Consider the following 13,287-nt stretch of genomic DNA (forward strand, 5'->3'; position numbering starts at 1 on the left):
CGCCTCAGATCAAATCGCGCACTTCCAGCTCGCGCTTCAGGTAGGCGTAGTAGATCGGTGCGGCGACCAGGCCGGCGAGGCCGAAGGCCGCTTCCATCACCAGCATGGCGATCAGCAGCTCCCACGCGCGCGAGCGGATCTGCGTGCCGACGATGCGTGCGTTGAGGAAGTACTCCAGCTTGTGGATTAGCACCAGGAACGCCAGTGCGGCCACGCCGACGCCGAGCGAGACGGACAGCCCGGCAATGGTCACCGCGGTGTTGGAGATCAGGTTGCCGATCACCGGCAGCAGGCCCATCAGGAAGGTGATCACCACCAGCGTCTTGGCGAACGGCACGTGGATGCCGAACAGCGGCAGTGCGCCAAGCAGGAAAATCGCGGTGAACACGGTATTGATCAGCGAGATCTTGATCTGCGCGAAGACGATGTTGTGAAACGCCTCGGCGAGCTTCTGACAGCGGGCGGAGAGCGCCAGCGAGAGCGGGCCGGACAGGTGCGCCGGACGCGTGCGGCCCAGCGCCACGATGGCGCCCAACACCAGGCCGATGATGATGTGCAGGATCACCCGCGCGGTTTCCTTGCCGGCCAGCTGCAGGCTGCCGGCGTGCTTGCGGGTCAGCTCCACCGCCATCACGCGCAGCTCGTCGACGCTGTCGGGCATCCAGGTGGTGAGCGTGGGCGGCAACTGCTGGCGCGCCTTTTCCACCAGCGGCATCAGCTGCTCCTGCCAGAGCACGTCGGGGTTGCCGATCTCGCTGCGCAGCAGGCTCACGATGCCCAACACCAGCAGCAACAACAGGCCCACCACCAGCACGCCGATCAGCGCCACCACCAGCATGCGTGCGCGATCACTGGGGATGCGCCGGCCCAGCAGCGGGCTGATCGAGTACACCAGTTCGTACACCAGCAGTCCGGCCAGCAGCGCCGGCAACAGATGCAGCTTCAGCACCAGGAACAGCGCCACGGCAGCCAGCAGGTAGCTGGCGTAGTCCATCGCGGCGAGCCGTCGAGGGCCGGGCTGGAAAGAGGGGATGGACGCCATCGGCGGCGACTTCCTTGGCAAGGGGAGGGCAGTCTGTCAGTCGGGCCCGGCGCCCGCCAGTCCGGCCCGGGCGACATGACGCTGTCGTAAACTGACCGGATGCTTGTCGATCCGATGTCATCACCAAGGTTACCCATGCGCTCACGTGTTCCCGCCCTGCTGGCGGCCCTGGCCCTGCTCGCCGGCTGCAGCACCTCGCCCACCCGTCACGAGCCCGTCGCCGCCTCTGCCCCCGTGGCGGCGTCCGTCGCACCGGCACCGGCCGGCCCCGCGGCGGACGACAACCTCAACGCCGTGGCGTGGTCGCAGACGGCGATCGAGCACGACCTGCTCTACGTGCAGACCTACCGCGACGCGCAGATGCAGCTGCTCAAGGCGCTGAAGGATCCACGCTGGGACGCGCTGAGCAAGGACGACCGCGTCGCCCCGCTGAAGGGCCTCAAGCCTGCCGTGGTGCTGGACGTGGACGAAACCGCATTGGACAACTCGCCCTACCAGGCGCGCCTGATCAAGAGCGGCGGCGAGTACAACGAGGCCGACTGGGCCGCGTGGTGCAAGGAAGAAGCCGCCCGCGCGCTGCCCGGCGCGGTGGAGTTCACCCAATTCGCGGCCAAGCACGGCATCGCGGTGATCTTCATTTCCAACCGCGCCAAGGATCTGGATTCGGTGACGCTGGACAACCTGCGCCAGGTCGGCTTCCCGGTCTCCGGGCCGGATGCCTTCCTCGGCCTGGGCACCTTCGTCGAGGGCTGCGAGCAGATCGGCACCGAGAAGGGCTGCCGCCGCCAGCTGATCAGCCGCAAGTACCGCGTGCTGATGCAGGTGGGCGACCAGATCGGCGACTTCGCCGACGTCATCGCCAACAATGCCGAAGGCCGCCAGCAGGCGATGGCGCCCTACCTCAAGTGGATCGGCACGCGCTGGTTCATCCTGCCGAACGCCACCTACGGCAGCTGGGAGCCGGCCCTGTTCAACAACGACTGGACGCTGCCGCGCAACGAGCGCCGGCGCCAGAAGGAAGCCGCGCTACGCATGAAGTGATGCATAAAATCAAACACTTGCATCACAAAACAAATCCATTGCCTTAACTTCTGCGAGCCGCTACCATGGCTCCGCCGACACCTGCTGCTGACTACAGATTCTGCAGGCAAGGCCATTTCCCTTCCGGCTCTGCCGGGACTGACCCCGCGAGGCTCACGCCGGCGGGGTTTTCTTTTTCTGGGCCGAACGGTGGGCCGAGCCGGCGAGCGACACGCTCCCCGACCTCCTGTCGATGGCCGGGCTGCTAGGCTCCGGCCCTTCCGCCGCCCGGGCCCGAGTCCGATGCCCCGATCGCTTCGCTTCCTGCCGCGCCTGACCGGCCTGCTCGCCGCGGCCATGCTGATGCTGGCGGGCTGCCAGCGCGCGACCGAGGATTCCCCGGCGCCGGGCGGCGACTCGCCCACCGCTGCCGCGCGCCAGCTGATCGACGACCTGCGCCACGACGATCTCGTCGCGTTCTGGCAGCACGGCCTGCCCCCGGCCGAGCACGCCGCGCTGGTCGCACGATGGGCCAGCGGCCAGGCGGCGCAGGTCCCGACCGACGCGGCGCGCCGGGGCTATCGCCAGTGGATGGGCTCGATGACCGGCGCCGGCGCCCGCCAGGCCCTCGCGCAGCGCCTGCAGCAGCAAGCTCGCCGGATCGACCGTCGCTACGGTGACCAGATCCCCGTGCTCATCGCGATCGGCGGCGCCCTGTCCAGACGGACAGTGGTGACGGATCTTGCGCTGACTCCGCGCCAGGAACAGGGCCTGGCGGACCTGCTCGCCCCCGTGATGGCCTGGGCCCAACGCGCGCCCTGGCTGGACGGTGGGCGTGCCGGGCAGACCGCCGCGATAGCGGTGGACACCGCCCGGTCGCTCCGGCTGGCGACCCTTGCCGACCTGCGCGCGCTGGACTTTGCCGACGCCATGGCCAAGGCCTCCCGCCTGTGGGCCGGCGCCAAGCAGGCCCTGGCGCCGTACGGCCTGTCGCTGGATGCCGTGCTGGACTCGGCGACGGTAACGCTGGTGTCGCAGCACGCCGACATCGCCCACGTACGCATCGATTACCGCCTGAAAGACCAGCCGCAGCAGGTGGTGGTGAAGATGCAGGCGCTGGATGGGCGCTGGTACCCCCCCGCGCTGGGCCAGATCGCCCGCAACCTCGCGCCACCGGACTGGGGCGGCTGGTGGGCGCCAATTGGGGGCCGTCCCAACCGCTCCACCACGGGCCGGGACATGAGCGCATCCCCGGTACAATAGGCGGATGCCCATGACCCCTTCGATGGACACGTCCCCCAATCGCCGCGCGCCGTGGTGGTTCAACCTCACCGGCCACCTGCTGGAGCCGTGGCTGAAGTTGCGCCGCGATCCGGCCGAGCCCGCTGCCCTGCTCACGGCCGGCGTGCCGGTGTGCTACGTGATCGAGCGCGACGGCTTGTCCGACGCGCTGATCCTGGAGCGCGCCTGCCGCGAGGCCGGCCTGCCCTCGCCGATGCAGCCGCTGCCCGGCACCCGCCGGCGCCGCTCGGTGTTCGCGCTGGGCCGCAGCGACGGCCTGCTGTGGGGCCGCAATCGCCAGCGCTCGCCCAAGGACACGCTGGGCCAGCTCGCCCGCGCGCTGGAGGACGACCCCGATCGCGACGTGCAGATCGTGCCCGTGTCGATCTACGTGGGCCGCGCGCCCAGCCGCGACACCGGCTGGTTCCGCGTGCTGTTCTCGGAAAACTGGGTGATGGTGGGCCACTTCCGCCGCCTGCTGGCGCTGCTGCTCAACGGCCGCGACACGGTGGTGCAGTTCTCCGCCCCGGTGTCGCTGCGCGAGGCGCTGGCCGAAGCCGGCGCGATGCCGCCGGAGCGCTTCGCGCGCAAGATTGCCCGCGTGCTGCGCGTGCACTTCCGCCGCATCCGCGCCGCGGTGATCGGGCCGGATCTCTCGCACAAGCGCACGGTGGTCGACGCCGTGCTCAACGCCGAGCCGGTACGCGCGGCGATCGCCGCCACCGCCAGCAAGGAAAAGATCACCTACGCCAAGGCCTGGCGCCGGGCGCAGAAGATCATGCTGGAGATCGCGGCCGACTATTCGCACCCGGTGGTGCGCTCGGCCTCGTTCGTGCTGTCGAACTTCTGGAACAAGCTCTACGACGGCATCGCCATGCACCACTTCGACAAGGCCCGTGCCGCCGCGCCGGGCTATGAAGTGGTGTACGTGCCCAGTCACCGCAGCCACGCCGACTACCTGCTGATGAGCTACCAGCTGCATCACTCCGGCGTGGTGGTGCCGCATATCGCGGCGGGCGCCAACCTCAACCTGCCGGTGATCGGACCGATCCTGCGCCGCGGCGGCGCGTTCTTCCTGCGCCGCAGCTTCAAGGGCAACGCGCTGTATTCGGTGGTGTTCAACGAGTACGTGGCGCAACTGATCGACCGCGGCGTGCCGATGGAGTACTTCATCGAGGGCGGCCGCTCGCGCACAGGACGCCTGCTGGCGCCGCGCGCCGGCATGCTGGCGATGACCGTGCGCGCGTTCCTGCGCGCGCCGCGCCGGCCGGTGCTGTTCCAGCCGGTGTACATCGGTTACGAGAAGCTGATGGAGGGCAAGTCCTACGCGGGCGAGCTCAGCGGCAAGCCGAAGGAAAAGGAATCGCTGATCGGCCTGATCAAGGGTCTCAAGGTGCTGCGCCAGCGCTACGGCCACGTGGCGCTCAATTTCGGCGAGCCGATCGAGCTCACCCCGCTGCTCGATGCGGCCAGCGCGCAGTGGCGCGAGGCCAGCGGCGATCCGGACGCCAAGCCGGAGTGGCTGGGCGGCGTGGTCGACCGCCTCGCCCAGCAGATCCAGGTGAACATCAACCGCGCCGCGGACGTGAACCCGATCAACCTGCTGGCGCTGGCCCTGCTGGCCACGCCCAAGCACGCGATGGCCGAGGCCGACCTGCTCGCCCAGCTGGAGCTGAGCAAGGCCCTGCTGGAGGCGCTGCCGTACTCGGACCGCGTCACCCTGACCCCGCTGGACCCGGCCGCGATCGTCGCCTACGGCGAGCAGATGGGCTGGATACGCCGCGTGGCGCATCCGCTCGGCGACGTGCTGGTGGCCGACGACGAGCAGGCGGTGCTGCTGTCGTACTTCCGCAACAACGTGCTGCACCTCACCGCCACCGCGGCGTGGGTGGCGTGTTGCTTCCTCAACAACCGGCGCATGTCGCGCAACTCGGTGATCCGGCTGGGCAAGATCATCTACCCGTTCATCCAGGGCGAGTTGTTCCTGCCATGGGACAGCGAGGGCTTCGGCCAGCAGTTGCAGGCGACAATCGACTTCTTCGTGCGCCGCGGCCTGCTCGAATCCACCGGCGAAGGCCGCGTGCTGGAGCGCGGCCCGGGCCAGGACGACGCGGCGTATCAGCTCAAGGTGATCGGACGCAGCCTGATTCAGGCGTTCGAGCGCTACTACATCACGCTCGCCGCGCTGGCCAAGAACGGCCCGCACGTGCTCACCGCCGGCGAGCTGGAAAACGCCTGCACGCTCACTGCCCAGCGCCTCTCGCTGCTCAGCGAGCAGGCCGCGCCGGAGTTCTTCGACAAGGCGCTGTTCCGCGGCTTCATCCAGAAGCTGCGCGAGCGCAAGATCGTGTGGACCGACGAGGCCGGCAAGCTCGACTACGACAGCGCGCTGGACGACATGGTGCGCGACGCACGGGTGATCCTGGCACGCGAGGTGCGCCATTCCATCCTGAAGATCACCCCGGGCGGCCACGACGACCGCCACGAGTTGGACCGGGACGACGACAAGGCAATGCGCATCGGCCCCGCCGCCGAAGCCACGCCGCCGGACGCGTCGCCGGCCGACCTGCACGCGCGCCACGTCGAGGCGGCCCATCGCGTGCACGTGCACGAGCCGGTGGAACCGGTGGCTCCGGCCGAGCCGGGCACCTCGCGCGACGAACGACGCTCCGACTGAGCGTACCGACCGCTCGCCACTGGCTGGCGGTCGAGATGGCCGCCTAAGATGGCGCTTCCTTGATGCGGAGCGTCGCCATGTCCGTTCGTCCCGTCACGCTCGCCCTCGTCGCGGCGCTCGCCCTGCCCACCGTGCTGCAGGCGGACACCGCCGCCGACGCACCCGCTAAGGGCAGCCTCGCGGTGGTCACCTGCGGCCACGCCATCGACACCGCCGCCGGCAAGCTGCTGGGCGAAACCACGGTGATCGTCGAGGACGGTGTCATCCGCGAGGTGCACCCAGGCATGGTCGACCTGAAGGCCATGGGCGACCAGGCGCAGGCCGCCGGCAAGCGGTTTCAGGCGACCGCGCTGCCCACCTCCACCTGCCTGCCCGGCCTGATCGACGCGCACACCCACCTCACCGACGAAACCAGCCCCACCGGCTACTCGGACCAGTTCCGCTGGAACGTGGCGGACTACGCGATCCGCTCCACCGTCTACGCCAAACGCACTTTGCTGGCCGGCTTCACCAGCGTGCGCAACCTGGGCGACGGCCACAACGAGTCGGCGGCGCTGCGCAACGCGATCAACGCGGGCGTGGTGCCCGGGCCGCGCATCTACACCGCCGGCGTGCCGATCGGCTCCACCGGCGGCCACGCCGATCCCACCGACGGCTACCGCCAGGACCTGGCCGGCGATCCGGGCCCGGCCAACGGCATCATCAACAGCCCGCAGGACGCCTGGAAGGCCGTGCGCGAGCACTACAAGGCTGGCGACGACCTGATCAAGATCATGCCCTCCGGCGGCGTGCTGGACGAAAGCGCCAGCGCCGACAACCCGCAGATGACGCTGGAGGAGATCAAGGCCGTGGTCGCCGCTGCACACGACTACGGCTACACCGTGGCCGCCCACGCGCACGGCGCCGAGGGCATCCGCCGCGCGGTGCTCGGCGGCGTCGATTCGATCGAGCACGGCACCTTCATGAACGACGAGGACATGAAGCTGATGAAGGAGCACGGCACCTGGTACGTGCCCACCATCATCGCGGGCAAGTACGTGCAGGAGATGGCCGCCAAGCCCGGCTACTACCCGCCACAGGTGGCCGCCAAGGCGATGAAGGTGGGGCCGATCATCCAGGCCACCGCGGGCAAGGCGTACCGGGCCGGCGTGAAGATCGCCTTCGGCACCGACGCGGCGGTCTATCCGCACGGGCAGAACGCCAAGGAGTTCAAGTACATGGTCGACGCCGGCATGCCGCCGATCTACGTGCTGCAGGCCGCCACCACCCACGCCGCCGAGCTGCTGCACCAGTCCGGCAAGCTCGGCCAGCTGGCACCGGGCTTCGTCGGCGACGTGGTCGCCGTGCCGGGCAACCCGCTGGAGGACATCACGCTGATGCAGAAGGTGAACTTCGTGATGAAGGACGGCGTGGTCTACAAGCAGGGCGGCCACCCGGTCGCCGACTCCCTGTAGGAGGTCCGGCCGCTCGCGCCCTGCCCACCGCGAGCGCGCCCGGCCGATCCTGTAGCATTGTGCGGATGAACGAGCAGCCCAAATCCGCCCCGGAATCGACCACCCACTTCGGCTTTCGCGACGTGCCGGTGGGCGAGAAGCAGAAGCTGGTCGGCCAGGTGTTCACCTCGGTCGCGCGCAGCTACGACCTGATGAACGACCTGATGTCGTTCGGCGTGCACCGACTGTGGAAGCGCCACTTCGTGGCGATCAGCGGCGTGCGTCGCGGCGACCGCGTGCTGGATCTGGCCGGCGGTACCGGCGACATCGCCGCGCTGCTCAAGCCGGTGGTGGGCAAGGACGGCGAAGTGATCGTGGGCGACATCAACGCCGCCATGCTGCAGGTGGGCCGTGACCGCCTCACCGACCGCGGCCTGGTCGACGGCCTGCGCTGGACCCAGCTCAACGCCGAGGCGCTGCCGTTCCCGGACAACAGCTTCGATGCAGTGACCATGGCCTTCGGCCTGCGCAACGTCACCGACAAGGACAAGGCGCTCGCCGACATCTGCCGCGTACTCAAGCCCGGTGGCCGGCTGCTGGTGCTGGAGTTCTCCAAGGTGCAAAACGAGGCGTTCGGCAAGCTCTACGACTTCCACTCGTTCAACATCCTGCCCAAGCTCGGCAAGCTGTTCGCGGGCGACGCCGACAGCTACCAGTACCTGGCCGAGTCGATCCGCAAGCATCCGGACCAGCAGACTCTCAAGGGCATGATGGAGCGCGCGGGCTTCGGCAAGGTGGAGGTGCGCAACCTCACCAACGGCATCGTGGCGATCCACAAGGCGTACAAGTTCTGATCCGCCGCGGCGCGCTGGACAGCCGCCGGACCCTCGCGCAGCATGCCCGCCGAGCCCCCGCCGAGTGATGGACCATGAGCACGCACGCCTCCCAGCTTGAACGGCTGACCTTCTTCTCCGATGCGGTGTTCGCCATCGCCATCACCTTGCTGGTGATCGAGATCCATGTGCCGCGGCTGGGCGTGGCGGACGATCAGGCGTATCTGGCCGCCCTGCACGAGCTGATGCCCAGCTTCATGGGCTTCATCCTGAGCTTCCTGGTGATCGGTGCGCTGTGGGCCGCGCACCATCGGGTGTTCGGCCTGCTGGCGGACTACGACAGCGGGCTGGTGATGCCGAATCTGCTGCTGCTCATGGTGATCGCCTTCATGCCGTTCGCCACGGCGTTGATGAGTGCGAACCCGCTGGCCCGCGTGCCGGAGCTGTTCTATGCCGGCACCCTGCTGACCGCCGGGCTGCTGCAGCGCTGGCTGTTCGGGAAGGCGTTGCGCGCGCCCTATCTGCGACGTGACGTGGCGCCCGCCGACGTGGTCGCGGTGCGTGCGCGCAGCTGGGCTTTGCCCACGGCGGCGGCGCTGGCGTTTGCGCTGGCCTGGGTGGCGCCGGCATACAACAATTTCGTGCTGCTGCTGATTCCGCTGCTGGCGCGGCTGCTTCCGCGCCTGGCACGCCGCCGCCTGGCGGCAGCGACGGCCTGACGCGGGGGGCTCGCCGCGCCCGCGTGGCAAGCCCGTCAGCGGGCGCGCAGGTCGGCGGTGATCGTGCCGACCTGGGCCGACTCCACGTCGTGCGGGGTGTCGCGCCAGGTTTCGGCCAGCGCCTCGTCGTACCAGCGCCGCATCGACGGGCGCGCCAGCATGCGCTCGACCCAGCCCATCGCCTCGGGCGAAAGCGGCAGCTCGTAGGTCTGCACGCGGAACGCCACCGGCGCGTAGAACGCATCCACCGCGGTAAAGCGGTCGCCCGCCAGGAACGGACCACCGAAGCGCTGCAGGCCTTCGCGCCAGAGCTCATCGATGCGCGCCACGTCGGCGGCCAGCGCCGGCCCGATCTCATGCAGGCGAATGCGCAGGCCGCAGCTCATCGAGCACTGCTGGCGCAGCGCGCCGAAGCCGGAATGCATCTCCGCCGCGGCGCAGCGGGCCCAGGTGCGCGCGGCAGCGTCCTGCGGCCAGGCGGGATGACGCTCGGCGAGGTATTCGGCGATGGCCAGCGAATCCCACACCACCGTGTCGCCGTCGCGCAGGCACGGCACGCGGCCGTTCGGCGAGAACGCGCGGAAGGCCTCCCAGTTGGAGCCCGGCGCAAACGGGTGCATCTGCTCGTCGAAGGCGATGCCCAGCTCGTGCAGCAGCACCCACGGTCGCAGCGACCAGGACGAATAGTTTTTGTTGGCGATGTGCAGGGTGATCACGGGATGCTTCCTCTTCGGCAACGGATGGGACGGATGGGGATGCAGCGCCCGGGCCGGATGGCGCATGGATCGAAGCGTACGGCGTGCGTATGCTCTGGACTCCCCACGCCGCTCCCGACCGATCCGCCATGACCCGCAAAGAACCACCGCACGACGACTCGACCGCCGCCCACTCCGACGCTCCGCGCGATCCGCAGCGGCGGCGCCTGCTCGGCGGGCTGGCCGTGGCCGGTGCCGGCCTGGCGCTGGGTGGCGAGGCGGCGCGTGCGGCGATGGCCGCGAGTGAACGTGGCGGCAGCACGGCCGCCGACGACGCCGCGATGGACGCGCTGCTGCGCGAACACATCGACCACTTGGTGGTGCTGTTCGCGGAGAACCGCAGCTTCAACAACCTGTTCGCCGGCTTTCCCGGCCTGCAGCACCCGCTGGAGGCGGTCTCGCCCGAGGCCACGCGCCAGCTCGACCGCGACGGCACTCCGCTCAAGACCCTGCCGCCGATCTGGCACGGCCTGGTACCGCACGCGCAAGTGGTCAACCATCGCCGCTACCACATCCAGGAAGAGGATCTCACCGGCCTGCCCAACGCGCCGTTCGCCCTGCACACGCCGGACGGCGAACCACTGCCGCAGGGCGTGGTGACGCGCGACCTGATCCACGCGTTCTACCAGAACCAGATGCAGATCAACGGCGGCCGCAACGACGGCTTCGTCGCCTGGGGCGACTCCGGTGCGCTGGTCATGGGCCACTACGGCGACAACGCGGTGAACCTGCGCCTGTGGCGCCTCGCCGAACAATTCACGCTGTGCGACAACTTCTTCATGGGCGCTTTCGGCGGCTCGTTCCTCAACCACCAGTACCTCGTCGCCGCGCAGCCGCCGTTCTATCCGCACGCGGACACCAGCCCGGCGCAGTACAACATCGCCGTCACCGAGAGCGGCCGGGCCGACGACACCCGGCTCAAGCTCGCCCACGACTCGCCGGCCAGCGCGATGGACGGCAAGCCGAAGTTCGAAGGTCGCTCCACCCTGACCCCGGACTTCTGGGCAGTGAACACCATCGGCCCGGCCTACGCCCCGGCCTTCACCCAGGATCCAAGCGACCCGACCCGCGCCGACCCGGCCAGCCCGAACACGCTGCCGCCGCAGCAGCACAAGCACATCGGCGACATGCTCTCGGCCAAGGGCGTCGACTGGGCCTGGTACGGCGGCGCGTGGCAGGCGGCGCTGGACGGCCACGGCGACGGCCCCGAGGGCGAATTCCCGGACCGCCCCAACTTCCAGGTGCACCACCAGCCGTTCAACTATTTCGCCTCGCTCGCCCCCGGCACCGCCGCGCGGGCGAAGCACCTGCGCGACGGCGGGCTGGGCGAGACGGCTCCGCGCAACAAGTTTCTTGCCGATGCCATTGCCGGCAAGCTGCCGCCGGTGACGTTCTACAAGCCGCAGGGCGACCTCAACCTGCACGCCGGCTACTCCGACGTGGAGGCCGGTGACCGGCACCTGGCGCGCGTGGTGCAGGCGCTGCAGCGCAGCCCGCTGTGGAAGAAGATGCTGATCGTGATCACCGTCGACGAGAACGGCGGCTGGTGGGATCACGTGGCGCCGCCCAAGGGCGACCGCTGGGGGCCGGGCACGCGCATCCCGGCGATCATCGTCTCGCCGTGGGCGAAGCGGGGCCACGTGGACCACACCGTCTACGACACCGGCTCGATCGCCCGCTTCATCACCCGACGCTTCGGGCTGGAGAAACTGCCCGGGCTGGCGCTGCGCGAACACGCGATGGTCGCTGCCGGCGGCCCGCCGCCAGGCGACCTCACCGCCGCGCTGGATTTCAGTCAGGCGAAACGCGCTGGTTGATGTGGCCGCTGTCGCGGTGTGCATGGTCGGTGCGACCCGTGCGGGCTGTTCGTAAAAGCGGCCGCCCACAGGGTGGGCTCCTACCACTGCGCCGGGCACCGCGATGGTTGCTCGTGCTGGACAGGCATCACGCGCAGGCAACACTCAGGACTCGCACGGCACCGCGGCCGGCGGCGTCGGGCGCGCGCGCCGTTTCGTGTTCGCCAGCACCACGCCGGCCACGGTGACCACGCCGCCGACCAGGGTCAGCGGCCCCGGCCGCTCGCCCAGCCAGACCCAGCCGATCAGCACCGCGATCGGCGGCGAGAAGTAGATGAAGCTGGACACCTGCGAGGCCGAGCTGCGATGGATCGCCACGTTCCAGGCGATGTAGCCGATGAACGTCGGCGCGATCCCCAGCCACAAGAGCGCGGCGATCGCCGGCCACGGCGCCGCCGCCACCGCCTGCGGCAGGTGCAGACCGAACGGCAGCGAGCCCAGCGTGCCGGCGAAGAAGCCGAACGCGGTGACCCCCAGCATGCTGTTTCGCGCGAACAGCGGCTTGAGCCCGACGAAATAGATCGCCGAGGCCAGCACGCTCAGCAGCACCAGCGCCGCCATCGGTTCGAAGCGCACCTGCTTGCCGCTGGCCAGCACCACCAGCACCACGCCGAGCAGGGCCACGCCCAGCCCCATCAGCGTGCGCGCTGACAGCCGCTCGCGCAGCCAGATCGCCGACCACGCCGCCGTCGCCGCCGGCACCAGCGAGATCAGGATCGACGCCGTGCCGCTGGCGATACGCGTCTCGGCGTAGTTCAGGCACAGGTGATAGACGGTGAGGCCGATCACGCCCAGCAGCGCCAGCTGCGGCCAGTCGCGCCGCGCCGGCAGCGGCACCCGCTTCACCGCCAGCAGCAGCGCGAAGCACAACGAGGCGATGCTCAGGCGCGCCAGCGCCACTTCGCCTGGGGTGAAGGCGGCCAGCGCATAGGCGATCGACGCGTACGCCGACGACCAGGTGACGAGGGCGACACCGACGCAGGCTAGTGCGCGGGCATCGAGACGATCGGGGCTTGCCATGGGGAGGTGTCCGGGTGGGGGCGGGGAGGAGCAAAAAACAACGATCAGAAGCTGCGCATGCTATCGGCGGCGCCCGTGGCCGGGAATAATGGATGCGACCCGCCAGCGGGTATTTCGCCATCGAAAGAAACATTCATCCGGAAGATTCGCCATGGAATCCAAAGCTGAACTCGACGCCCGCGACTGGCAGCTGCTCGAGGCCCTGCAGGCCGACGCGCGTCTGGGCTATGCCGAACTGGGCCGGCTGGTGCGCCTGTCCGCGCCCGCCGTGGCCGAACGCGTGAAACGGCTGGAGGAGGCCGGTGTGATCCGAGGCTACCGCGCGGTGATCGACCCCAAGCGCCTGGGCTACAGCATCGACGCGATGGTGCGCCTGCGCTGCGACGGCGGCATCTGCGCGCGCATCGGCGCGATCGTGCAGGACATCCCCGAAGTGCTCGACTGCCGCCGCCTGGCCGGCGAGGACTCCGCCCTGCTGCACCTGGTGGCGATGTCGATCGGCCACCTGGAAACCGTGCTCGACCGCCTGCTGAAGATTCACCCGAGCATCAGCACCACCACCCTGGTGGTACTGCAGACGCCGCACGCCAATCGCCCGATCACGCGCGCGATGTGGAACGCGGCCAGCGCGCTGCCGACCGAGTAGCCTCG

11 protein-coding genes are annotated in these 13,287 nt (G+C 69.5%); 8 read left to right on the plus strand and 3 right to left on the minus strand.

The features are described from left to right. Positions 1–4: 4 nt before the first annotated feature. Positions 5–1,042, minus strand: coding sequence for an AI-2E family transporter (locus ACQVBX_RS13625; RefSeq protein ID WP_431634751.1), 1,038 nt, complete (start codon positions 1,040–1,042; stop codon positions 5–7). A gap of 135 nt (positions 1,043–1,177) precedes the next feature. Between ACQVBX_RS13625 and ACQVBX_RS13630 the strand changes: the two genes are divergently transcribed. The 6 genes from ACQVBX_RS13630 to ACQVBX_RS13655 all read left to right on the plus strand — a co-directional run bounded on the left by ACQVBX_RS13630 (position 1,178) and on the right by ACQVBX_RS13655 (position 9,005). Continuing rightward, positions 1,178–2,083, plus strand: coding sequence for a 5'-nucleotidase, lipoprotein e(P4) family (locus tag ACQVBX_RS13630; protein ID WP_431634753.1), 906 nt, complete (start codon positions 1,178–1,180; stop codon positions 2,081–2,083). Between the two features lie 282 nt (positions 2,084–2,365). After that, a complete protein-coding gene (locus ACQVBX_RS13635) occupies positions 2,366–3,325 on the plus strand; it encodes a hypothetical protein (RefSeq protein WP_431634755.1) in 960 nt (319 codons plus the stop codon). A gap of 22 nt (positions 3,326–3,347) precedes the next feature. Next, complete coding sequence (plsB, locus tag ACQVBX_RS13640) at positions 3,348–6,020, plus strand: glycerol-3-phosphate 1-O-acyltransferase PlsB (RefSeq protein WP_431634757.1); 2,673 nt, start codon at positions 3,348–3,350, stop codon at positions 6,018–6,020. A 77-nt stretch (positions 6,021–6,097) separates the two neighbouring features. Further along, complete coding sequence (locus tag ACQVBX_RS13645) at positions 6,098–7,474, plus strand: metal-dependent hydrolase family protein (protein WP_431634759.1); 1,377 nt, start codon at positions 6,098–6,100, stop codon at positions 7,472–7,474. 65 nt (positions 7,475–7,539) lie between these two features. Next, complete coding sequence (ubiE, locus tag ACQVBX_RS13650; protein WP_431634761.1) at positions 7,540–8,307, plus strand: bifunctional demethylmenaquinone methyltransferase/2-methoxy-6-polyprenyl-1,4-benzoquinol methylase UbiE; 768 nt, start codon at positions 7,540–7,542, stop codon at positions 8,305–8,307. Between the two features lie 74 nt (positions 8,308–8,381). Then, the gene (locus tag ACQVBX_RS13655; RefSeq protein ID WP_431634762.1) at positions 8,382–9,005 is read left to right on the plus strand and encodes a TMEM175 family protein; all 624 of its coding nucleotides are present in this window, start codon (positions 8,382–8,384) and stop codon (positions 9,003–9,005) included. A gap of 35 nt (positions 9,006–9,040) precedes the next feature. On the opposite strand, the gene ACQVBX_RS13660 is transcribed toward ACQVBX_RS13655, so the two are convergent. Beyond that, positions 9,041–9,721 (minus strand): glutathione S-transferase family protein, encoded by a 681-nt coding sequence (locus ACQVBX_RS13660; protein WP_431634764.1) that lies wholly within the window; start codon positions 9,719–9,721, stop codon positions 9,041–9,043. Between the two features lie 128 nt (positions 9,722–9,849). On the opposite strand from ACQVBX_RS13660, the gene acpA reads away from it, so the two are divergent. Beyond that, positions 9,850–11,577: an acid phosphatase gene (gene acpA, locus ACQVBX_RS13665; RefSeq protein ID WP_431634766.1), complete on the plus strand. Its 1,728-nt coding sequence runs from the start codon at positions 9,850–9,852 to the stop codon at positions 11,575–11,577. 144 nt (positions 11,578–11,721) lie between these two features. On the opposite strand, the gene ACQVBX_RS13670 is transcribed toward acpA, so the two are convergent. Continuing rightward, positions 11,722–12,636: a DMT family transporter gene (locus tag ACQVBX_RS13670; protein ID WP_431634768.1), complete on the minus strand. Its 915-nt coding sequence runs from the start codon at positions 12,634–12,636 to the stop codon at positions 11,722–11,724. A gap of 151 nt (positions 12,637–12,787) precedes the next feature. Between ACQVBX_RS13670 and ACQVBX_RS13675 the strand changes: the two genes are divergently transcribed. Next, a complete protein-coding gene (locus tag ACQVBX_RS13675) occupies positions 12,788–13,282 on the plus strand; it encodes an Lrp/AsnC family transcriptional regulator (protein WP_431634770.1) in 495 nt (164 codons plus the stop codon). The last annotated feature ends 5 nt before the right edge of the window (positions 13,283–13,287 follow it).

The organism is Dyella thailandensis (genome assembly GCF_050749815.1).
Taxonomy (GTDB): Bacteria; Pseudomonadota; Gammaproteobacteria; order Xanthomonadales; family Rhodanobacteraceae; genus Dyella_A.